This window comes from Streptomyces zhihengii (assembly GCF_016919245.1).
GTDB lineage: Bacteria > Actinomycetota > Actinomycetes > Streptomycetales > Streptomycetaceae > Streptomyces > Streptomyces zhihengii.
This window is the reverse complement of the sequence record NZ_JAFEJA010000001.1, coordinates 5,515,913-5,538,056: the sequence shown is the minus strand read 5'-3', so window position 1 is coordinate 5,538,056 and position 22,144 is coordinate 5,515,913. Positions and strand designations below refer to the sequence as shown.

General features: G+C 73.4%; 19 protein-coding genes and 1 tRNA gene. 3 read left to right on the top strand and 17 right to left on the bottom strand.

What is annotated here, in order from left to right; translation table 11 throughout:
• Positions 1–28: 28 nt before the first annotated feature.
• From JE024_RS23460 to JE024_RS23435, 6 genes are all read right to left on the bottom strand, one after another.
• Positions 29–101, bottom strand: a tRNA-Ala gene (locus JE024_RS23460).
• Positions 102–252: 151 nt separating this feature from the next.
• Positions 253–939: a histidine phosphatase family protein gene (locus JE024_RS23455; protein ID WP_205376690.1), complete on the bottom strand. Its 687-nt coding sequence runs from the start codon at positions 937–939 to the stop codon at positions 253–255.
• Complete coding sequence (rsfS, locus tag JE024_RS23450; RefSeq protein WP_205375471.1) at positions 936–1,370, bottom strand: ribosome silencing factor; 435 nt, start codon at positions 1,368–1,370, stop codon at positions 936–938. The genes JE024_RS23455 and rsfS overlap by 4 nt, the downstream gene beginning before the upstream one ends.
• Before the next feature lie 200 nt (positions 1,371–1,570).
• Entirely contained in the window at positions 1,571–3,466 is a 1,896-nt protein-coding gene (locus JE024_RS23445) for an LCP family protein (protein ID WP_205375470.1), read from the bottom strand.
• 19 nt (positions 3,467–3,485) lie between these two features.
• Positions 3,486–4,109 (bottom strand): nicotinate-nucleotide adenylyltransferase, encoded by a 624-nt coding sequence (nadD, locus tag JE024_RS23440; protein ID WP_205375469.1) that lies wholly within the window; start codon positions 4,107–4,109, stop codon positions 3,486–3,488.
• Between the two features lie 38 nt (positions 4,110–4,147).
• A complete protein-coding gene (locus JE024_RS23435) occupies positions 4,148–4,429 on the bottom strand; it encodes a hypothetical protein (RefSeq protein WP_205376781.1) in 282 nt (93 codons plus the stop codon).
• Positions 4,430–4,501: 72 nt separating this feature from the next.
• Between JE024_RS23435 and JE024_RS23430 the strand changes: the two genes are divergently transcribed.
• Positions 4,502–5,566 (top strand): M48 family metallopeptidase, encoded by a 1,065-nt coding sequence (locus JE024_RS23430; protein ID WP_205375468.1) that lies wholly within the window; start codon positions 4,502–4,504, stop codon positions 5,564–5,566.
• A gap of 135 nt (positions 5,567–5,701) precedes the next feature.
• Here the strand turns inward: JE024_RS23430 and JE024_RS23425 are convergent, their stop codons facing one another.
• From JE024_RS23425 to proB, 5 genes are all read right to left on the bottom strand, one after another.
• Positions 5,702–6,781 carry an SCO2583 family membrane protein gene (locus tag JE024_RS23425; RefSeq protein ID WP_205375467.1) on the bottom strand — a complete coding sequence of 360 codons (1,080 nt, stop codon included), beginning with the start codon at positions 6,779–6,781 and terminating at the stop codon, positions 5,702–5,704.
• Between the two features lie 100 nt (positions 6,782–6,881).
• Entirely contained in the window at positions 6,882–7,475 is a 594-nt protein-coding gene (locus JE024_RS23420; RefSeq protein WP_205375466.1) for an SCO2584 family spore wall biosynthesis protein, read from the bottom strand.
• Between the two features lie 89 nt (positions 7,476–7,564).
• Positions 7,565–8,857 (bottom strand): glutamate-5-semialdehyde dehydrogenase, encoded by a 1,293-nt coding sequence (locus tag JE024_RS23415; RefSeq protein WP_205375465.1) that lies wholly within the window; start codon positions 8,855–8,857, stop codon positions 7,565–7,567.
• Positions 8,858–9,368: 511 nt separating this feature from the next.
• Positions 9,369–9,971, bottom strand: coding sequence for a DUF8830 family protein (locus tag JE024_RS23410; RefSeq protein ID WP_205375464.1), 603 nt, complete (start codon positions 9,969–9,971; stop codon positions 9,369–9,371).
• 140 nt (positions 9,972–10,111) lie between these two features.
• A complete protein-coding gene (gene proB, locus JE024_RS23405) occupies positions 10,112–11,239 on the bottom strand; it encodes a glutamate 5-kinase (RefSeq protein ID WP_205375463.1) in 1,128 nt (375 codons plus the stop codon).
• A gap of 241 nt (positions 11,240–11,480) precedes the next feature.
• Between proB and JE024_RS23400 the strand changes: the two genes are divergently transcribed.
• Both JE024_RS23400 and rfbC read left to right on the top strand, forming a co-directional pair.
• Complete coding sequence (locus tag JE024_RS23400) at positions 11,481–13,544, top strand: glycosyltransferase family 2 protein (protein ID WP_205375462.1); 2,064 nt, start codon at positions 11,481–11,483, stop codon at positions 13,542–13,544.
• An 85-nt stretch (positions 13,545–13,629) separates the two neighbouring features.
• A complete protein-coding gene (rfbC, locus tag JE024_RS23395; protein WP_205375461.1) occupies positions 13,630–14,286 on the top strand; it encodes a dTDP-4-dehydrorhamnose 3,5-epimerase in 657 nt (218 codons plus the stop codon).
• A 210-nt stretch (positions 14,287–14,496) separates the two neighbouring features.
• Here rfbC and JE024_RS23390 read toward each other — a convergent pair whose 3' ends face one another.
• The 6 genes from JE024_RS23390 to JE024_RS23365 form a co-directional block, all read right to left on the bottom strand.
• Complete coding sequence (locus tag JE024_RS23390) at positions 14,497–15,291, bottom strand: O-methyltransferase (protein ID WP_205375460.1); 795 nt, start codon at positions 15,289–15,291, stop codon at positions 14,497–14,499.
• 74 nt (positions 15,292–15,365) lie between these two features.
• On the bottom strand, positions 15,366–16,268 hold the full coding sequence (gene rfbD / locus JE024_RS23385) for a dTDP-4-dehydrorhamnose reductase (protein ID WP_205375459.1): 903 nt from the start codon (positions 16,266–16,268) through the stop codon (positions 15,366–15,368).
• Positions 16,265–17,248, bottom strand: coding sequence for a dTDP-glucose 4,6-dehydratase (gene rfbB / locus JE024_RS23380; protein ID WP_205375458.1), 984 nt, complete (start codon positions 17,246–17,248; stop codon positions 16,265–16,267). Before rfbB ends, rfbD begins: the two co-directional genes overlap by 4 nt.
• Complete coding sequence (locus JE024_RS23375; RefSeq protein WP_205375457.1) at positions 17,245–18,312, bottom strand: glucose-1-phosphate thymidylyltransferase; 1,068 nt, start codon at positions 18,310–18,312, stop codon at positions 17,245–17,247. The genes rfbB and JE024_RS23375 overlap by 4 nt, the downstream gene beginning before the upstream one ends.
• A gap of 67 nt (positions 18,313–18,379) precedes the next feature.
• Positions 18,380–19,705, bottom strand: a complete 1,326-nt coding sequence (locus JE024_RS23370) for a glycosyltransferase family 2 protein (RefSeq protein WP_205375456.1) — start codon at positions 19,703–19,705, stop codon at positions 18,380–18,382.
• Positions 19,706–19,974: 269 nt separating this feature from the next.
• On the bottom strand, positions 19,975–22,101 hold the full coding sequence (locus JE024_RS23365) for a hypothetical protein (protein WP_244883040.1): 2,127 nt from the start codon (positions 22,099–22,101) through the stop codon (positions 19,975–19,977).
• Positions 22,102–22,144 lie beyond the last annotated feature (43 nt).

The following is a 22,144-nucleotide window of genomic DNA, read 5'->3' as shown; positions in this document are numbered from 1 at the left end:
CCCCCTTGCGGGGACGGGATCCGGATTGTGGAGCTAAGGAGAATTGAACTCCTGACCTCCTGCATGCCATGCAGGCGCTCTACCAACTGAGCTATAGCCCCGCGTGTTCTTCGCGCTCCGCGCTGCGAACAAGAAGAACTTTAGCCTGCGACCTGCCGGAAAGTGAAATCCGGGCCGCGAGCCCGTCCGGGCCCCAAGCGCGGGGGCACGGACCGCGGCACGGACGTCCGGCGCGGCCCCTCGCGGCACCGCTCAGGTGTCGTCGCCGAGCACCGGCTCGGGCAGGGTGCCGGCGTTGTGCTCCATGAGCCGCCAGCCCCGTGCGCCCTCGCCCAGGACCGACCAGCAGCAGTTGGAGAGGCCGCCGAGGCTCTCCCAGTGGTGGGCCTCCAGGCCGAGCAGCCGCCCGATGGTGGTGCGGATCGTGCCGCCGTGGCTGACCACCACGAGCGTGCCGTCGTCGGGCAGCTTCTCGGCGTGGTGCAGCACCACGGGCGCGGCCCGGTCGGCGACCTCGGTCTCCAGTTCGCCGCCGCCGCGGCGCACCGGCTCCCCGCGCTTCCAGGCGGCGTACTGCTCACCGTGGCGGGCGACGATCTCGTCGTGGGTCAGGCCCTGCCACACCCCGGCGTACGTCTCGCGCAGCGCCGCGTCGTAGGAGACGTCGACGCCGGTGAGGGTGGCCAGCTCGGCCGCGGTGGCCGCGGCGCGCTTGAGATCGGAGGCCACGACGGCGTCCGGCCGCAGCGCCGCGAGCAGGCGGGCGGCACGCCGCGCCTGGGCCACGCCCGTCTCGGTCAGCTCGATGTCCGTGGTGCCCTGGAAGCGGCGCTCCAGGTTCCACGAGGTCTGGCCGTGCCGCCACAGGACGATCCGGCGACCGCGCTTCTTCTCCGTGCGGCCGCCGGCGGCCGCACCCCCGTCCGGCGTGCCGTTCAGTTGAGCTCCCCTTCCGCGTCCTTCCCGGCGAGCTGGGCGTGCTCCTCCGCCTTGCCGCGCGTCTTGCGGGCGTCCTCGGGGAGGGGCAGCTCGGGGCAGTCCTTCCACAGGCGCTCCAGCGCGTAGAAGACGCGCTCCTCGCTGTGCTGGACGTGGACGACGATGTCGACGTAGTCGAGCAGGATCCAGCGGGCGTCGCGGTCGCCCTCGCGGCGCACCGGCTTGGCGCCGAGCTGCTTGTTCAGCCGCTCCTCGATCTCGTCGACGATCGACTTGACCTGGCGGTCGTTGGGCGCGGAGGCGAGCACGAAGGCGTCGGTGATCGACAGCACGTCGCTCACGTCGTACGCGATGATGTCGTGCGCGAGCCGGTCGGCGGCCGCCTGGGCGGCGGCATTGACGAGCTCGATGGAACGGTCGGTAGCGGTCACAAGCAGGCTTTCGTCGACGGTCAGAGTTGCTTCAAGGGTCTCACGGACCGCCGGCACACCTCGCCCGTATTCCGCGGGGGCGGCGCGCCCGGGCCCCGCCCCGGCCGGGCGCGGGCGGTGGGCGGCGCCGCGGTACGGCACGAGGGGCCGCCCGGCCCGCCGGGCCGGGCGGCCCCTCGTCGCACGTCCGCGTGCGGGCGTCAGTCCGCCGTGCCGGAGCCCTTGAAGTCGGAACCGAGGACCACCGACACATCGGCGTTGGTCGCCGCCTTGCCCTTGCCGACCGCGCTCGCGGGCAGTCCGAGGGTCTTGGCGACCTCCTCCGCCTTGGCCTTGTGGGCGTCGTCGGCGTAGGTGACCCGGGACGCGCCCGCGGTGTCCGCCGTACCGCCGTCGATGACGGTGTAGCCGCCGTTGACCAGCGAGATCCGGGCCTTCTCGGTGGCGTCGCCGTCACCGCTGGCGTTCCGGACGCCGACCCGGACGGCCGCGCCGGCCTCCGGCGCGCTGACCGAGCCGCCGAGCACGTCCTTGACGACGCTGTTCGCCGCCTCCTCGGTGAGGGTGCCGTTCTGCTGCACCGGCAGGAGGGCCGTCTTGTAGTCGCCTCCCTTGGCGTGCTCGGCGAGACCGGCGAGGGAGCTGCCGAGGTCCTTCTCGTTGAGGGACGGGTCGAGGATCTGCCCCAGTGTCTCGACGATCACGGTCGCGGACGCCCCGTCGTCGGGCAGCTTCTTCAGCACGGCCTGCATGACCTGGCCGAAGCGCTGGAGCTGCTTCTCCTCCGCCTCGCCGGGGGCCGACCAGGTCGCGTAGGCCACGGCGGCGCGTCCGTCGAGGGTCTGGTTCTCGCCCTTCCCGACGAGCGGGGCGTCGCCCTTCTTGGCGGCCGGCACCGCGGTGTCCGTGGTCAGGTCGATCGTGCCGACCAGCTCGACCAGGTTCTCCAGGTAGGGCGTGTCCAGCCGCCAGGTCCCGGAGATCTCCGCCCCGAGCAGGGTCCCGATCGCCTCCCGGGTGCCGGTCGAGCCGTCGTCCTCGACGGACTTGCCGAGGGTGGTGGCGGTGCCGTCGTCGTTGGCGACCGACAGGGTGTTGGGGAGCAGCACCGTGGTGCCCTGCCGGGTGGTGACGTTGTCGACCAGCAGCGCCGTGGAGGTCTTCTCGCTCTTGGTGTTGTGCAGGTGCACCACGATCACGTCGCGCTTCTGCGGACCCGCGGCGGCGCCGGCGGAGGTCTTCGCGTCCGACAGCCCGGGCAGCTTGCCCGCGTACCAGAGGTAGCCGACGCCGCCGACGAGCGCGAGGGCGAGGACGACGGCGAGGGCGAGGACGCGGTTGCGGCCGCGGCGTTTGGCCTCCTCGCGGCGCTCGGAGCGGCTCTCGGTGAACTTGAGCCAGTCGATGACGTCCTCGGAGTCCTCGTCGGGCTCCTCGATGAAGGCGAACTGCTCCGTGCGGTAGTCGCGGTCCCCCGGCTCGGGGGCGCCGTCGCCGCCGGGACGGAGGTCGCCGTCCCCGGCCGCCGCCCGGCGCTGCTCCGGGACGGCGGGCGCCTCCGGGGGCGCGGGGGCGGCCTGCTGCTGAGGGATGTTCCACTGCTGGGTGGTGTCGACGGCGGGCTGGGTGCCGGTGTCGTAGCCGTACGGGTCGTAGCCGTGGCCCTGGGCCGCCGGCCGCTCCCCGTACTGCTGCCCGCCGTAGCCGCCGTACCCGCCGACGGCGGTCGTGTCCGTGTATCCGCCGCCCGCGGTGTCCGCGTACCCGCCCCCTGCGGTGTCGCCGTACCCGCCGCCGGGCGCCCGGCCGTAGGCGCCCGTGTCCTGCTGCGGGGCGTAGGGGTCCTGCTGGGCGGGGTACGCGTCCCGCGCCGCGTAGGGATCCTGCGCGGGGTAGGGCTCCTGGGCGGGGTACGGGTCGTATCCCCGGCCCTGCCCGCCGCCCTGGTCCCCCGGCTGCTGAGGGTACGGGGAGGACTGCTGAGCGTAAGGGTCGTACTGCTGGGGCTGCTGGAAGACCGGCTGCCCGTACTCGTCGTAGCCGACGATCCTGGGCTGCTGCCCGTACGGGTCGTAGGAGTCCTGCTGGTCGTTCACCGGTGCCCCTCTCCGTGGCTCACTGGCCGCGGTACAACTGGCGCTTGTCGATGTAGCGGACCACACCGTCCGGCACCAGATACCAGACCGGGTCGCCCTGGGCGACCCTCTCCCGGCAGTCGGTCGACGAGATCGCCAGGGCGGGCACCTCCACCAGGGAGACACCGCCCTCCGGCAGCCCGTCGTCGGTCAGATCGTGGCCGGGGCGCGTCACCCCGATGAAGTGGGCGAGCGAGAACAGTTCCGAGGCGTTCCGCCAGCCGAGGATCTGGGAGAGCGCGTCGGCGCCGGTGATGAAGAAGAGGTCCGCGTCGTCGTTGAGATCGCGCAGGTCCTTCAGGGTGTCGCTGGTGTACGTCGGACCACCGCGGTCGATGTCGATGCGGCTCACCGAGAACTGCGGGTTGGACGCCGTGGCGATGACCGTCATCAGATAGCGGTCCTCGGCCGGTGACACGTGCTGATGACTCTTCTGCCACGGCTGCCCGGTCGGCACGAAGACCACCTCGTCGAGGTGGAACAGGGCGGCCACCTCGCTGGCGGCCACCAAGTGCCCGTGATGGATCGGGTCGAAGGTCCCGCCCATCACACCCAGCCGGCGCTTGCCGGAGCCGGTAACCGCCGCCGCGTTCTGCTCTCCCATGCGTGCAGAGCCTACTGGCACGGGCCGCCGGCCCCGACTCAGCGGTCGCGGTTGAAGCGGGTCGTGATCCACAGCAGCAGCATCAGCGCGACGAAGGCGCCGATACCGGTGAGGTAGGGGCTCAGGCTTGCGTGATTGCCGCCGTGCTCGGCGCCCTCGGCGAGAGTGACCAGGTTGGCGGCGGCGCTCGTGAGGCTCATCTTCAGCAGGACCTTTTCATCGGGGGATCCGGGCGGGGAGACTTCGCGCACATCGTATGCGGGCCGCTCGGGCACGCTCACGGCGACTCGGTCGTTGAGGTTGTCCACAGGCTCCGTCACGCCTCGGCACCAGCACCTACGCTGGGGTCCTGTCAGGGGGACGAGCACGACTCGCGACACACAGGGGGCATCATGACCGAAGGTCAGGAGCACGCGCCGAGCAGGAGGCGCCGGCGCTTCGAGGACATCTCCTCACGGGCCTACGAACATCCCGCGGACCGCTCGGCGCTGGTGGCGCTGCGCAAGCTCAGCGGCTTCGACACCGTCTTCAAGGCGCTCAGCGGACTGCTGCCCGAGCGCAGCCTGCGCCTGCTGTTCCTCTCCGACTCCGTGCGGGTGAGCGACGATCAGTTCGCGCATCTGCACACCATGCTCAGGGACGCCTGCTACATCCTGGACCTGGAGAAGGTCCCCGCGATGTACGTGACCCAGGACCCCAAGCCGAACGCCATGTGCATCGGCCTCGACGAGCCCATCATCGTGGTGACGACCGGGCTCGTGGAGCTGCTCGACGAGGAGGAGATGCGGGCCGTCGTCGGCCACGAGGTGGGCCACGCCCTCTCCGGTCACTCGGTCTACCGCACCATCCTGCTCTTCCTCACCGGCCTCGCGGTGAAGGTCGCCTGGATCCCCCTGGGGAACGTGGCGATCATGGCGATCGTGACGGCGCTGCGCGAGTGGTTCCGCAAGTCGGAGCTCTCGGCGGACCGGGCCGGTCTGCTGGTGGGCCAGGACCTCCAGGCGTCGATGCGGGGCCTGATGAAGATAGCCGGAGGCAACCACCTCCACGAGATGAACGTCGACGCCTTCCTCAAGCAGGCGGAGGAGTACGAGGCGGGCGGCGACCTGCGCGACTCGGTGCTGAAGATCCTCAACGTCCTCCCCCGCTCCCACCCGTTCACCACGGTCCGCGCCGCGGAGCTGAAGCGGTGGGCCGAGAGCCGTGACCACCAGCGGATCATGGACGGGCACTACCCGCGCCGCTCCGAGGACAAGGACACCTCGGTGACCGACTCCTTCCGCGAGTCCGCGTCCCACTACGCCGACTCGGTGCGCACCAGCAAGGATCCGCTGATGAAGCTCGTCGGCGACATAGCGGGCGGCGCGGGCGACCTCGGCGGCCGGCTCCGCGACAAGTTCACCGGCGCGGCCGGAACGGGAGGGGGCAGCGGCGGCGCGACGGGCGGCGAGCGCTGATCCCGCCGGGGCGGGGCTGCGGCACCAGGGCGTGACCGGCCCACGGTACGGGTGACCGCCGGTGCCGGGGCGCGGCCGGCCGTACGGGAGCGGGTGTCATGGGGTGACCGACCCGGCGTGCGCGAGCCGCCCGTGTCAGGGCGCGGCGGGCGAGGGGCCCGAGCGGTCGGCGAGCGCGCCGCACAGGGCCGCTCCGGCGGGCCCGGGGGCGTACGGGTCCGTGTCGGCCGGGCCGGTGGAGGTCGCGCGCCGGCCGGCCAGCAGGGGGTGGAGCACCGCCGCCGTGTCCTCGGCGCAGTCCTGCGGCCCGGCCTGGACGTAGCTGGTCAGCACGGTGAGCCGGTGCCGGCGCAGGTCGTCGCGGTCGAGCCGGAAGTGCAGCTCCCGGCGCACGGTGTACAGCGAGGCCCGCTCCCCGACCGGTCCCGCGGCGGCGGCGGGCCGCAGGGCGTACGCGAAGGTGTGGTCGGCCGTGACCTCCAGCGCCCCGGCGTCCCGCTCGGTGACGAGCAGCGCGCCCGACACCCGGACCCCGCCGGCGGCCAGTTCCACCTCCGCCGGGTCGAAGCGCACCAGCCAGCCGGTGGCGGCATGCCGCCCGTCCGCCGCCGGTGCGGACATGCTCCGGTCGAACTGGTCGAGCTGGTCGGGGTTCAGGAGCGCCCGCACGGCCCGCACCTGGCCGCCCGTGAGCACATCGGGGTCGACGGAGGAGGCGACGAGGTAGTCCTTCACGGTGGCCAGCGCGGTGGTCACCTGGTCCTCGGTGAAGTGGTCGGTGCGCCGCACGGCGGGCAGCGCGATGCCCGCCGCGCCGGTGCGGTACTGGGCGGCCGGCCCGTGGTCGAGGACCTCCTCGGGGGTGCCGCCGGCCACGGTGCCGTGCGGGGCGAGCGGGACCAGGGTCATCCGCAGGGTCTCGCCCGGGCGGGAGACGGCGGGCTGGTACGGCTGGCGCACGCCGAGGTAGACGGCGGTCCCGAAGGCGAGGGCCACGAGCAGCACGAGAAGGAGGATCCGGCGGGGGGCGCGGCGGCTCTGCGCGGGCAGGCTCCGGACGGCCCGCGCGTGGTCGCCCATGCGCTCGACGGCGGAGAACTCCTGGACGCGGGCAGCGTTCACGAACGATTCGTCGAAGACGACGGATCCGTACTCGTCCTCACCGCCGGGCGGCCCCTCGGGCGGCCCCTCAGGCGGGTCTCCGCGCCGACCCATACTTTCAGGGTAGGTCGCCGGGCACCGCGGTAAACGCGCTGGTACGCGTCAAGTTCTGACGAGTTCTCACGTGCTGGGCCACATGGCCGCACATGCCGGTTCAGGGGTTCGCGGGCCCGGCGGTGACGCGGGGCGGGCCGTGGCCGGCGGTGGCCGTGGGGACGCTCCCCCGGCCGCTGACCGTGGCGCCCGTCGGCGGGGCGTCGACCCCGGTCCTGGCGGGCTGGGGCACCTGGTCCTCACGGCCGCCGGATCCGCCCCGGTAGACGGCGCTGAAGGCGAGGGCGATCATGCCGATGCCCATCATCAGGGCGAGGATCCAGGCCACCGGCCGGTGCCAGCGGGCGGAGCCGCGGTAGGGACGCAGCGCACCGCCGTGGCGTCCGTAGGGGCCGTCGGGATCCTCGCGGGCGTGGTCGTCGTCGTAGGTGTGGCCGCGCCCGGGGCCGTAGCCGCCGTCGTAGAGGTCGTCGTCGGCGGAGGTGCCGCGGCGGCCGGAACGGGCGGCGTCGGCCTCGGCACGTGCCTCGGCGGCTGCCAGCAGCCGCTCCACAGCCGTCGGTTCGTGGAACTCGGCGGCCCGTACGAAGTCCTCGTCGAACACCACGGAGGCGAAGTCCTCGTCCGCGCCCCCGCGGTCGTCGTCGGGCTCCCAGCCGTCCGGGAACGGCCTGCCCCCCACGTCGTCCGGCACGGATCCAGAGTAGACCGGCGCGGCCTCTTTCGGCAGGGAGAGCGGGAAGTCCGCCCGCCCGGGTGACGGCCCGGGCGGGGCGCCGGCGGCTACCGGGTGTGACCGTCGCCGGTCACGATGTACTTGGTCGAGGTGAGCTCCGGCAGGCCCATGGGCCCACGGGCGTGCAGCTTCTGGGTGGAGATGCCGATCTCGGCGCCGAAGCCGAACTCCCCGCCGTCGGTGAAGCGGGTGGAGGCGTTCACCGCGACCGTCGTGGAATCCACCAGCTGGGTGAACCTGCGGGCGGCGGCCTGGGAGGTGGTGACGATCGCCTCGGTGTGCCCGGAGGACCACAGCCGGATGTGCGCCACGGCGGCGTCCAGCGACTCGACCACGGCGGCGGCGATGTCGTAGGAGAGGTACTCGGTCTCCCAGTCCTCGGCCGTCGCGGGCACGATCGTGGCCTTGGTCCGGTCGGCGTAGCCGACGACCCGCTCGTCGCCGTGGACGGTGACGCCCGCCTCGGCGAGGGCGTCCAGCGCCCGGGGCAGGAAGGCGTCGGCGACGTCGCGGTGGACGAGCAGGGTCTCCGCGGCGTTGCAGACGCTCGGCCGCTGCGCCTTGGAGTTCAGCAGGATGTCGACGGCCATGTCGAGGTCGGTGGCGGCGTCGACGTAGACGTGGCAGTTGCCGGTGCCGGTCTCGATCACGGGGACCGTGGAGCCCTCGACGACGGTGCGGATGAGGGAGGCGCCGCCGCGCGGGATCAGCACGTCGACCATGCCGCGGGCCCGCATCAGCTCCTGCACGGAGTCGCGGCTCTCGCCCGGGACGAGCTGCACGGCGTCGGCCGGCAGGCCCGAGCCGCCGACCGCGTCGCGGATGACCTTCACCAGCGCGGTGTTGGACGCGTACGCGGAGGACGAGCCGCGCAGCAGCACGGCGTTGCCCGACTTCAGGCAGAGCGCGGCGCCGTCGACGGTCACGTTGGGGCGGGCCTCGTAGATGATGCCGACGACGCCGAGCGGGACGCGCACCTGGCGCAGGTCGATGCCGTTGGGCAGGGTCGAGCCGCGCACCACCTCGCCCACCGGGTCGGGCAGCGCCGCGACCTGGCGCACGTCGGCGGCGATGGCCCGCACCCGCTCGGGGGTGAGCGTGAGGCGGTCGACGATGGCGTCGCTGGTGCCGGCCTCGCGGGCCCGCTCGATGTCCACGGCGTTGGCCTCGACGATCTCGCTCGTCCGCACTTCGAGCGCGTCGGCGATCGCCAGCAGCGCGTCGTCCTTCGCCGACCGCGGCAGCGGCGCGAGATCGGCGGCGGCGGCCTTGGCACGGTAGGCGGCCCGGGTGACCGGGGACATGTTGTCGTACGGCGTGACCGAAGAGAGCGACGTCATACCCCGCAGGGTAGTGCGCCCGCGGCGGCGGATCCGCGGCCATCCCGCACTCCGAGACGAATGCGCCACGAAAGCCGCGAACCGGCTCCGGCCGGAGACCGGCCGCACCTCCCCGGGCGGGCCCGCCGCCGGCCGGGCGTGCCCCGCCCCGGCACCCCGGCCCGCGAACCGGCTCCGGCCGGGGGGCCGCGCGGAGGCCGCGCGGAGGGCTGGGGCCGTGCGGAGGGCTGGGGCCGGCTGCCCCGGCGCCGCCGTCCGCGCCGGGGGCGCAGGACTCCGCCACGGGCGCCTGCCGGACTCAGCCCCGATGGGGCGGGAAGCTCCCGGGGCGGCTGTTCGGCGTCCCGGTCGCCTTCCCGCTGCGGCGTCCGGGCGCGCGGGCGCACGCGGGAACCGCCCACACCGGCCCGCCGCGCCGAACACCCGCCGCCGGCCCCGGACACGCGGCGCATCCGCCCCTGGCACCGGGGCGGACCCGTTGCCCCCAGCCCCGCCCTCGGCCGGCCCCCGCTCAGAAGGGGTGGACGCCGATCGGGGAGGCAGGTGGAGGGCCGTAGCCCTCGGCCACGCGGAGGTGGTACGTCTGGCGGTCGATGACCTCCAGGCCGACGATCTCCCACGGCGGCAGCTTCGCCGTCGAGCGGTGCTCGCCCCACAGGCGCAGGGCGACGGCCGCGGCGTCGTGGAGGTCGCGGGCCTCCTCCCAGTAGCGGATCTCCGCGTGGTCGTTGGCGTACCGGCTGGTGAGCAGGAAGGGGTGGTCGTGGGCGAGCTGTTCGAGGCCGCGGCGGACCTCCTTGAGCGGGGCCTCGGGGCCCGAGACGCTCAGCGTGACGTGCCAGAGCCGGGACAGGGGCTGCTCCACGGGCGGTCGGCCGCCCTCGTCCGGCTGCCGCGCGCCGCGGGTGCCGGCGCCGGGCTCCGCCGTGGCCGTGGAGCCGCCGCGCGCCCCGGGCGGCGACCCGTCGGGCGCGCCCGCGGCGGACTCCCCCGGAAGCCCGCCGAGGTCGGCGGCGCCGCCGACGCTCGTCAGGGCCCGCTCCTCGCCCGGTGTCCGGTGGCCGGGGGGCCTCCCGTGGCCTCGGGGGGTGTCCCCCGGGCGCGCTCGTCTCACCGGCCGCCTCCTGTCGCTTCGTCGCGGGCCCGTGGATTGCGCGGGTCCGCATCAAAGTGGACCAGTCCAGGGCTCGGTCCGGGGCGGTTTTGGTAAAGGTCTCTTCCTGATGACGGGACTTTCCGTCTTTCAGGGGCGGGTCAGGTCTCCAGGACGACGAGATCGTCCCTGTGTACGACCTCGCGTTCGTAGGCGGGCCCGAGTTCGCGGGCGAGCTCCCGGGTGGAGCGGCCCAGCAGCTGGGGGATCTCCTTGGCGTCGAAGTTGACGAGCCCGCGGGCCACCGGGCGCCCCTCGGCGTCGCGCAGCTCCACCGGGTCCCCGGCGCTGAACTCGCCGTCCACGGCGGCGATCCCGGCGGGGAGCAGCGACTTCCGGCCCTTGACGACCGCCCGCACGGCGCCCTCGTCGAGGGTGAGCGACCCCTGGGGCGTCGACGCGTGGGCGAGCCACAGCAGCCGGTCGGCGGAGCGCCGGCCGGTGGCGTGGAACCAGGTGCCGGTGTCGCGGCCCGCGAGGGCGTCGGCCGCGCGGCTGGCGGAGGTGAGGACGACGGGCACACCGGCCGCGGCGGCGATCCGCGCGGCCTCGACCTTGGTGACCATGCCGCCGGTGCCGACGCCCGCCTTCCCGGCGCTGCCGATCTGCACGTGGGCGATGTCGCCGGGGCCGCGCACCTCGCCGATCCGGGAGGTCCCGGGCCGGGACGGGTCGCCGTCGTAGAGGCCGTCGACGTCGGAGAGGAGGACGAGCAGGTCGGCGCGGACGAGATGGGCGACGAGCGCGGCCAGGCGGTCGTTGTCGCCGAAGCGGATCTCGTCGGTGGCGACGGTGTCGTTCTCGTTGACCACGGGCACGGCGCCCATGGCGAGGAGCTGGTCGAGGGTGCGGTACGCGTTGCGGTAGTGCGCCCGGCGGCTGGTGTCGTCGCCGGTGAGCAGCACCTGGCCGACGCGGACCCCGTAGCGGGCGAAGCTGGCGGTGTAGCGGGCGACCAGCAGGCCCTGGCCGACGCTCGCCGCGGCCTGCTGACGGGCGAGGTCCTTGGGGCGGCGGGCGAGACCGAGCGGCGCCAGACCCGCGGCGATGGCGCCGGAGGAGACCAGGACGATCTCCCGCTCGCCCCCGCTGCGGACCTTGGCGAGGACGTCGACGAGCGCGTCCACGCGGTCGGCGTCGAGGCCGCCCGCGGCGGTCGTCAACGAGGACGAACCGACCTTGACGACGATCCTGCGGGCCTGTGTCACCTGCTGTCTTGCCACTGTCACACCCCCGAATCTATGCCAGCGCCGACACCGGGCGCGCGCGTGTTCCGAGCGCTGGACACCGCACCGCGCCCGACGGCGGAGGGTACGCCGTGTTCTGTGCGGAGTTGTGTCGGTTGCGCCCGATGGTTCCCCGCAGCCGATAAGGTGCCCGTCGGGCGGTGGCACGCGCCCGCACCGTCCTGCCTCCGGCCTGTTCGAGTCGGGCTTCCACAAGAGACGGGGCACAGTCGTGTCGGTCAGAGTGAGTGTCGTCATCCCGGTGTACAACCCGGGGAAGTACCTGGATCCGTGCATCACATCCCTCGTCGGACAGACCATGCCGGCCGGGGAGTTCGAGGTGCTCTTCGTCGACGACGGGTCCACCGACGACACCCCGGAGCGCCTGGACGCGCTGGCCGAGCGCCACCCGCACTTCCGGGTGATCCACATCCCCAACTCGGGCTGGCCCGGCAAGCCGCGGAACATCGGCGTGGAGGCGGCGCGGGGCGAGTACGTCCAGTTCCTCGACCAGGACGACCACCTCGGCACCGACGCCCTGCGCCGCCTCTACGCATTGGGGCACCGCAACGGTTCGGACATCGTGATCGGCAAGGTGGCGAGCAACTTCCGGGGCGTCCCGCACGGCGTCTTCCGCAAGAACCGCGAACGCTGCACGCTGCGCAACGCCCCGCTGTTCGACAGCCTCACGCCGCACAAGATGTTCCGCACCGCGTTCCTGCGCGAGCACGGCATCGCCTATCCGGAGGGGAAGCGCCGGCTGGAGGACCAGCTCTACATGATGAGGGCGTACATCCCCGCCCAGGTGGTCTCGATCCTCGGCACGTACACCTGCTACCACTACTCGAAGCGGGACGACGGCAAGAACGCCGGGTCGGCCAAGCTGGTCCCCGAGGGGTACTACGCCAATCTGCGCGAGGTGCTGGACGTCGTCGTCGCGGGCACCGAGCCCGGTGCGCTGCGCGACCGGGTGCTGCGCCGCTTCTACCGGGTGGAGATGCTGGGCCGCCTCAGCGAACCGGCCGTGCTCACCTACGACGACGCCTTCCTGCGCGAGATGACCGACGCCGTCCGCCCGCTCGCCCTGGACTTCATGGGCGGCTCCGTCCACGACGGGCTCGGCCCCGTGCTGCGGCTGCGCTCCGAGCTGCTGCGCGCCGACGACGAGGCGGGGCTGGTCCGTCTCGCCCGGTTCGCCTCCTCCGTCCGGGGCGGGGTCCGCCTGGAGGACCTGGCCTGGCAGCCGGACGGCCGGATCGCCGTGCGGATCAGCGCGCGGCTGGTGCACGGCGAGGACCGCGAGCCGCTGACCATGGTCCGCCGCGACGGGCGGGTGTACCTCGACCCGGCGGTCACCGACCGGTTCCTGCCGGCGGGCGAACTGGTCGACGTCACCGACGACCTGCGCGGCTTCACGGCCGAACTGTCGCTGCGGGACCGGGAGACGGCGGTCGAGTGGCCGTGTCCGGCGTCGTTCACCGCCGAGGTGGCCGACCGGCCGGACGGGACCTGCGAGGTGGTGCTGCACGGCACCGGGCACCTGGCGACGGAGGGCGGCAGGAAGGGGCGGGGCAGTCTGCCGCGCGGCTTCTGGGACGCCTGGGTGACCGTGCGGGGGCTCGGTGTCGTGCGCCGGACCCGGCTCGGGGCCGACCGGGCGGAGCACGTCGCCGACCGCTGCGTGCCGGCCCTGCTGTCCGGCGGGCCGCGGTCGGTCATCCCGTACTTCACCGACCCGCACGGCAATCTCACGCTCGACGTGGCACGGCGCGGCAAGCGGACCGCCGCGTATCTGCGCGGCCGGACGGTGCTGCGGATGCCGGGGACGCCCGTCCAGCTCCGGCTGGACCTGTTCACCACCGGCGCCACCGCCCCTGGGACGGGGGCCGGCGACGGCGCCCCCGAGCTGGTGCTGACCAAGCCCTCGGACGACGGCGACCTCGCCGAGGCCACCGTGGTCCACTCCGCCCCGGGCGAGCTGCGTCCGGCGCTGGACCGGGCGCATCTGACGCTCCCCCGGCGGCTGCCCGGGGCGCCGGAGGGCACCTGGCAGCTGTCGGTGCGGCTGGACGGCGGGAACGGGCCGCTGCTGCCGCTGTGCAGCGCGGACGTCGACGGCTCGGGCCGGCTCCGGCCGGACGGCGGTCTCCCGGTGCCGGACCCCGTGCTGCTGCGGCAGCTGATCACCGAGCGGCGGCGGGCGGCGGCCCGCCGGGCGGTCAGATCGGTCGTCGGGCCGGTCGTGCGGCGGCTGCCGGCGAAGGCCCGGAAGAAGGCCCGGCGCCTCGCGGCCCGGGTGTTCGGCTGATTCCCCCCCGGCTGATTCCCCCAGGGGGGCGGACGGCCGGCGCGGCACCGCACCGGCCGAGTGACGAGAGCGAGGACGTGAACTGATGCGGGAACTCTCCATCGCCGGGGCCTGGGTGCACGAGCCGCGGGTCTTCCCCGACAGCCGGGGCAGCTTCCACGAGTGGTTCAAGGCACCGGACCTCGCGGCCGTCACGGGGCACCGGCTGCGGCTGGAGCAGGCGAACTGCTCCGTCTCCAGCCGGGGCACGCTGCGCGGCGTCCACTTCGCCGACGTGCCGCCGAGCCAGGCGAAGTACGTGACCTGTGTGCGGGGCGCGGTGCTGGACGTGGTCGTCGACATCCGGGTCGGGTCGCCGGGCTTCGGCAGGTGGGAGTCGGTCCGGCTGGACGACCGCGACCACCGCGCGGTGTACCTGTCGGAGGGCCTCGGGCACGCGTTCATGGCGCTGACGGACGACGCGACGGTGGTCTACCTCTGCTCCGAGGGGTACGCCCCCGAGCGGGAGCACGGCCTCCATCCGCTCGATCCGGAGCTGGCCATCGCCTGGCCGGACGGCATCGCGCCGGTGCTCTCCGAGAAGGACGCCGCGGCGCCGGGGCTCGCGGAGGCCGCGCGCCGGGGGCTGCTGCCCCGCTACGAGGACTGCCTGGCGTACTACGCGCGGCTGAACGACGCCGGCGGCGCCCCCGGCCCCGCCGGCGGCCCGGGCGGGCTCCGGGGGGCCTACGACCGGGCCTGACCCGCACGCGAGCCGCGACGGCGCACACGCCCGGCCTGAACGCGACCGGCGACGGCGCACGCCCTCGCGCGCACACGGACGGCGACGGCCCACACCCCGCCCCGCACGCCCGCGAGCTGCGACGACGCGCACCCCGCACACGGACGGCGGGCGCCCCGGACCCCAGGTCCGCGGGGCGCCCGCCGTCCGTGTGGGGCCGGCCGGGCCGCCTCAGCCCGTGAGCCGCTCCAGCCCCTGCCGCACCGGCGCGAAGGACGCGCGCCCCCGGCGCAGCGTGCGGGCGCGGACGAGGCCCGGCCAGAATCCGGCGCCGAGCAGCGCCTCCGGGCGCACCGCGTTCTTGCGGGTGAGCACCTCGTCGGGGACGTCCTGCGGGTCGGGGACGACGTACTCCTCGACGATCCGGTCGTAGGAGTCCTTCAGCACGGTGCTGGCGGGATCGGCGCCGAAGACGACGGCCACCCCGGTGGGCGCGGTGTCCACCTCCACGACGACGAGGTCGGGCCGGTACCGGCGGAGCACCTGGACGACCTTGTAGACGTCGCCCGTCCAGAACTTCGTGTGGCGGTCGCGCGCGGCCTCGTCCACGTCCCTCGGCATCATGTCGTCGAGGACGATCACGCTGGACCAGCGGGAATGCCGTTCGACGTTCATGAAATCACGCAGGGCGTATTCGAACAGGTGCATTCCGTCGATGAACGAGAGCTCCAGGCGCGGTTCGCCGCCCAGTACGTTCATCGGATCCCTGCGAGCGAGCGCACGGAAGGGATTCCGCCCGGTGCGCAGATGGACCAGGGGATCCCGGCGGGCGAAGAAATCGTCGCTCGTGGCCCTGACCAGATGCACGTCGCAACTGATGCTCGTGACCAATCGGAATGCCGGGTCCACGGCAACCGAGGGAACGCGGGAAAGAGCGAGACTGCGCCCGTCGTTGACCCCGATCTCCAAATAGTTTCGGGGTTTGCTCACACGGTGCAGTTGACGCAGGAAGCCGTGGCGGTCCACTGGAATCCCTTCATGGGGAATCGCATTCTGTGCTTGGGGCGAAGTTAGCGTGCGACGCCTCCGGTCGTAAACTTCTACGGCCCGGTGGCACGCGATTCTCTGTGTGCCCGGACGATCTCCGGGAACGCCTCTCCGAGTGCCTCGCGCCATTCGCGAATGGGTTCGATGCCCGAGGTCCGCAGCCTTTCGTGCCCCAGCACGCTGTACGCCGGGCGGGGCGCGGGGCGTTCGAAGGCCGCGCTGGTGGTGGGCCGCACCCGGTCCGGGTCGGCGCCCAGCAGGCGGAAGATCTCCCGGGTGAGGCCGTACCAGGTGGTCTCGCCGGAGCTGGTGCCGTGCTGGATCCCGGGCGGCACGCTCCCGTCGAGCGCGCCCCGGCCCAGCCGCAGCAGCAGGGCGGCGAGGTCGGCGCTCCAGGTCGGCTGGCCGCGCTGGTCGTCGACGACGTCCACCGTCTCGCGGGCGGCCTCCAGGCCGATCATGGTGCGCACGAAGTTGCGCCCGCCCGCGCCGTAGAGCCAGGCGGTGCGCACCACGTGTCCGGTCTCCGGGAGCAGTTCCAGCACGGCCCGCTCGCCCGCCGCCTTGCTGCGCGCATAGGCGCCGCGCGGGTCGGTGGACGCGTCCTCGGGGTAGGGCTCGTGGGCGTCCCCGGCGAAGACGTAGTCGGTGGAGACGTGCAGCAGCACGGCGCCGCTCTCCTTGCACGCCTCGGCGAGCACCCGGGGGCCGGTCGCGTTGGCGGCGTGGGCGGCCTCCTCGTGGGTCTCGGCGCCGTCGACGTCGTTCCACGCGGCGCAGTTGACCACCACGTCCGGGCGGTGCGCGGCCAGCGCGGCGCGCACGTCGTCCGGGCCGGTGATGTCCAGCGCCGCCCGCCCGAGGGCGGCGCCGCGCTCGCCGTCGGCGGCGATCCGGGCCGTGACGTCCCGGGCCAGCATGCCGTCCGCCCCGGTGACCAGCCAGCAGGTGCTCACAGCGCCGCACGCTCCTTCAGCGGCTCCCACCAGGCGCGGTTGTCGCGGTACCAGGCGACGGTCTCGGCGAGCCCGGTGGCGAAGTCCTTGCGCGGCCGGTAGCCCAGCTCCTCGCGGGCCTTGGTCCAGTCGACGGAGTAGCGGCGGTCGTGTCCCTTGCGGTCGGCGACGTGCTCCACGCGGTCCCAGCCGGCGCCGCACGCGTCGAGGAGCAGGCCGGTGAGTTCCCTGTTGGAGAGCTCGGTGCCGCCGCCGATGTTGTAGACCTCGCCGGGGCGGCCCTCGGTGCGGACGCGTTCGATGCCCTGGACGTGGTCGTCGATGTGGAGCCAGTCGCGCACGTTCCCGCCGTCCCCGTAGAGCGGGACGGTGCCCCCGTCGAGCAGCCGGGTGATGAACAGCGGGACGACCTTCTCGGGGAAGTGGTGGTGCCCGTAGTTGTTGGAGCAGCGGGTCACCCGCACGTCCAGGCCGTGGGTGCGGTGGTAGGACAGGGCGACCAGGTCGCCCGCGGCCTTGGCGGCGGCGTAGGGCGAGGTGGGCGCCAGCGGGTGGGTCTCGGGCCAGGAGCCCTCGTCGATGGAGCCGTAGACCTCGTCGGTGGAGATCTGGACGAAGACGGAGATCCCGGCGCGGTGGGCCGCGTCGGCGAGGGTCTGGGTGCCCAGGACGTTGGTGCGGACGAACTCGCCGCCGCCGTCGATGGACCGGTCGACGTGCGATTCGGCGGCGAAGTGGACCACCTGGTCGTGTTCGGCCATGAGCTTGCCGACGAGCTCCGGGTCGCAGATGTCGCCGCGCACGAAGTGCAGACGGTCGTCGCCGGCGACCTCGTCGAGATTGGCCTCGTTGCCTGCGTAGGTGAGTGCGTCGAGCACGGTGATCCGGACGTCGCCCGGGCCGTGCGGGCCGAGCAGGGTGCGGACGTAGTGGGAGCCGATGAAACCGGCGCCGCCGGTCACCAGGATGGCGGTGGTCATGACGAGATCTGCACCTTGCTGTGGTCGCCGAGCACGAGTCGGTGGGAGGAGGGGTTGCGGGGGGCCGGGGTGACCTCGACGTCGCGGCCGATGAGCGAGGCCTCGATGCGCCGCACCCCGGTGATGGAGGCGCCGCGCAGCACGATCGAGTACTCGATCTCGCTGTCCTCGATGCGGCAGCCGTCGGCCACCGAGGTGAAGGGCCCGACGTAGGAGCCGCTGATCAGGGTGGAATGCCCGATGACCGCGGGGCCGACGATCCGGCTGTTCACGATCCGCGCGCCCGCCTCCACGCACACCCGGCCGATGATCTCGCTGCTCTCGTCGACGGAGCCGTCGATCCGGCAGTCGACCGTCTCCAGCACCGACCGGTTGACCTCCAGCATGTCGGTGACGTTGCCGGTGTCCTTCCAGTAGCCGGCGATGGTGGTGGAGCGGACGTCGCGCCGCCGGTCGATCAGCCACTGGATGGCGTGGGTGATCTCCAGCTCGCCCCGCCGGGACGGCTCGATGGCGCGGACGGCCTCGTGCACGGCGGGGGTGAAGAGGTAGACGCCGACGAGCGCGAGATCGCTCTTGGGCCGCTCGGGCTTCTCCTCCAGGGCCACCACGCGACCGGCGGTGTCGAGTTCGGCGACGCCGAAGGAGGTCGGGTCGGCGACCTTGGTCAGCAGGATCTGCGCGTCGGGCCGTTCGGTGCGGAATTCGTCGACCAGGCCGCTGATGCCACCGACGATGAAATTGTCGCCGAGATACATCACAAAATCGTCTTCTCCGAGGAATTCCCGGGAGATGATCACCGCGTGGGCCAGTCCGAGCGGCCGCTCCTGCGGAATGTAGGTGACCTTGACCCCGAACCGGGACCCGTCGCCGACGGCTTCCTCGATCTCCGCCGCGGTCTCCCCGACGACGACACCGACCTCGGTGATTCCGGCCTCGGCGATCGCCTCCAGGCCGTAGAAGAGCACCGGTTTGTTGGCCACCGGCACCAGTTGCTTGGCGGAGGTGTGCGTAATGGGACGGAGTCGTGTGCCGGCTCCTCCGGAAAGTACGAGTGCCTTCACTGTCCCTGCCCTGTGGATCGGAAAATGTACTGCCGGGGCGGATTCCGCCCCGGCATCCCGATGTTACCTATCGCACACCCTTCTTCCGGTGTCCCCGCAGGGCGCGTACGACGCTGATTCCGGCTGCCCGGCGGCGAATACGGCGCACTGTTGCGCGGAGGGGGGACGCACCGGGCTCCGGTGGCAGGACCCGCCTGGTGCCCGACCAGTCGGGGACGGTCACCCGGTACGACCGGGCCGGCAGACCGGCGCGGCGGTCGCCGAAGTACGGGAGGGCTAGGTAGACCCGGCCGCCGGGGCGCCGCCGGACGACCCGGGGGACCGACCCGGCTGCCGTGTGCTCCAGGACGCCCTTCAGCAGGTCGAGCCGCCCCCGGGCGACGCACTCCAGGACCAGCCGCTCGGCCACCTTCAGGTGCGCGGCGACGCCGCGGTTCCAGTACGGCCCGGTCACCAGGGCGGCCAGGCGCAGCCGTTCCCGCTGCTCGGCCTCCGGTCTGCGCAGCAACGCGGGGGAGAACTGCTGGAGCAGCCCGACCGTGAACGGCCGGACCATCAGCAGGTCCCGTCCCGGGCCCGGCGGTTCCAGGCGCGCGATCAGCGCGGCGAGCGCGGTCACCGCCGCGAAGCGGGACTCCCAGCCGCCCCGCCGGGTGGCGTGCTTCCCGTCCTCGCGGCCCACCAGGTAGTAGCAGTCGTAGTCCGCGACGACGGACACACCGCTCCCGGCGAGGTAGGCCTCCATGGTGAAGAGCGCGTCCTCGCCGGTCGCGAACCTCTCGTCGAAGGTGAGCCCGAGCCGTGTCAGCAGTGCGCGGCGGAAGAGTTTCTGGGCGCTGAGCGCGTAGACGACCCGGGACGTGCGGACGTCGGCCCGCTCCTCGTTCCGGGCGAACATCGAGCGGGGCACACCCCTCCCCCGCCCGGCCATCCTGCCGAGCACCACGTCCGTCCCGGCCCGGTCCGCCACGGCGACCATGCGCTCCAGGGCCTCGTCGCCGAGGAAGTCGTCGGCGTCGAGGAAGAAGACGTAGCGGCCGCGGGCGAGGGCGAGTCCCTTGTTGCGGGGCCCTCCGGGGCCGCCCGAGTTGGGCTGGCGGACGACCGTGGTGGGCACCGCGGAACGGGCGGCGAACTCCTCCAGGTACTCCCCGGTGCCGTCGGCCGAGCCGTCGTCGACCGCGAGGAGCTCCATCCGGCCGGGTCCGATCGTCTGCGACTCCACCGACTCCAGGCAGCGGACGAGGTACGGCATGGCGTCGTAGGCCCCCACGACGACGGAGACGTCCGGGACCGGCGGGTCCGTGGCGGGCGCGGGCGACGCGTCCCGGGGCAGCGGCGCGTCCTCCACCGGCCCGGGCGGGTCGTTCACGGGTTCCAGCGGCTCGTCCATGGGATCCACGAGAGCGTGCCGCGCGGCCGGTCGCCGCCCCGCGGACCCATCCGGACGACACGCGCCCCCGGACGCGGAACGGGAGACCCTCGCCCGGGAAGCGCGAGCGGCCCTCCCGCGCCCCGACGCGGAACGGCCCGGCGCGGAACGCCCCGGACACGGAACCGCCCCGACGCGGAACGGCCCTGGCGGGGACCCGCCCGGACGCGGAACGGCCCGGCGGCGCCCTCCCACCCGGAGGGCGCCGCCGGGCCGTCGTGCCGGGCGGGTCAGGCCACGGCGGTGTCGTCCAGACCGGGCGGGCGTTCGTCCAGGGCGGGCGAGGTCTCGTCGAAGCCGGGCGAGGCGTCGTCGAGTCCGGGCGCCTGCTCGGCCGCGGCGGCGAGGCGCTGGGCCACACCGGCGTTGCGCGTCTCCGCCTTCTCCGTCAGCACCTGCAGGGCCGAGCGGAACTGGTCGATCGACGTCGGCTCGTCCGGTCCGAGCAGGTACTCCTTCAGCTCGCGCCGTGCCGCGGCGCGCGCGTCGGAGTCCGGGTCGGCGACGGCGGCGAGCAGCTCGTCGAGCTCCACCGCGGCGTTGGAGAGCACGACGGCGGCCCGCACGGCGGTGTTCTGCCGCCGGAACTCGCCCGCACCGAGCCCTGCGGAGTCGGTGACCGCGTACGGCTTGCCGCTGGCGATGAAGTCCGAGACGACGCTGGAGATGTCCGAGACCATGGCGTCCGACTCGTTGAAGCAGTCGTACAGCTTCGGTTCGGGGCCCTGCACCACGGTGTGCTCCCACCAGCCGAAGGAGCGCCAGTACGCGGCGTTGCCCTCCTCCTTGAGCCGGGCCGTCTCCGCCTCGCGCGCCGGGTCGGCCGCGGCGTCGCGCGACTCCTCGGCCTCGTCCCGGCCGGCCCTGGTGGCGCCGGCGATCTCGGCCAGCCGGGCGCGCACCCGCTCCAGCTCGGCCCGGGCGGCAGCGTGTCCTGCGGCGTGGACGGCCGCCTCCTGCACCCAGCGCGGCTCCTCGGCCCGCGCGGCCGACGCCTTCTCGATCATGGCGCAGATCCGCCGGTGCACGGCCTTTGCCTGCGGGTCGCGGGTGCCGGTGAAAGGGTGCGGCTTGTAGATCACCCGGACCGGGGAGTCGGCGTCCAGCAGCCGCCGGACGATGTTCTCGCCGGCCAGCAGCAGGGAGGTGTTGCCGGGGTTGTCGTCCCAGCCCTCCCAGGTGGGGGCGTAGAGCACGGTCGGGATCGGGTGGAGCGGACGGCCGCCCCTGCTCCGCGCGGTGGCGATGGAGCCGAGCTGCGGGCGGCCGACCTCGACGATGTCCTCGTGGCGGACCCCGACGTCGGCGAGGGCGTAGCGGTCGCGGCCGGCGCGGCCCGCGGTCCAGACCTCGTCGTAGACCTTGCTGAAGGGGTTCACGCTGGCGAGCTTGTCGCTGTCGCCGTGGCCGATGAAGACGTGCTTCATGGTCGGCACCCGCAGCATGTGGATGTTCTTGCCGACGTTCGCCGCGTAGAGGGTGACGTTGACGGAGGACAGGTCCAGGTTCATGAGGTGCACGCCGCCGGGGACGCAGAGCACCGGCAGCGAGGTGGTGCCGAGCTGGGGGACGATGGCGCGCTCGCGGAGCACGACGATCGGGCGTCCGCCGAGCCGTGCCATGGTCTCCAGCCACATGTTGACCTGGTAGGCCGAGTCCTTGGAGCCGGAGAAGTACAGCATCACGGTGGGGCGGTACTCGCGCAGCCACGCGTCGATCCCGTCGAGGACCTGCTGCTGCGAGGCGGGCAGCCGTGCGGCGCGCAGGTTCGGCAGCAGCGCGGCGATGTAGGCGACGGCGCCCGCGAGGGTGAGCGCGAGGCCCGTGTAGGCGAAGGCCTCCGCGCCGCCGGCCAGGGTGATCAGGACACCGGCGAACGCCAGGACGTCGAGGTGCAGCATCTTCTCGGCGCTGCGGTTCATCAGTTCGGGCCGGGGGGCCCGGGGGATGCGCACGTGCGAGAGGTCGATGTTGCGGGTGACGACCGGCAGCCGCCGGCGCAGCCGGATCAGGGTGACGATCGCGCCGTGCGCGGCCTGGAGTCCGTAGAACGCGAGGAGGCAGGCGACCGTCACGTAGAAGACGGATTCCTGGGCGTAGCCCATGCGGGCCATGAGCAGGATCAGCAGCAGCTGCCGCATGAGGAAGCGGATCGACAGTCCCGCCCTGACCTTGGCCAGCCGGTTGATCAGATAGCTGGACCGCCGGTGCAGGTAGGTGTCGGCCAGATAGGTCACGGCCACCGCGGCGGCGAAGAACCAGATGCTGGGGATTATCGCCGCGAGCATGACGCAGGGGAATCCGAGCATCAGCAGCAGGGCGGCGGCCAGTTCAGGTCCGCTGCCCACGCGAGCCATCCGAATGGCTTGAGAAAACACGAAGAGACCGCTCCTGGGGATG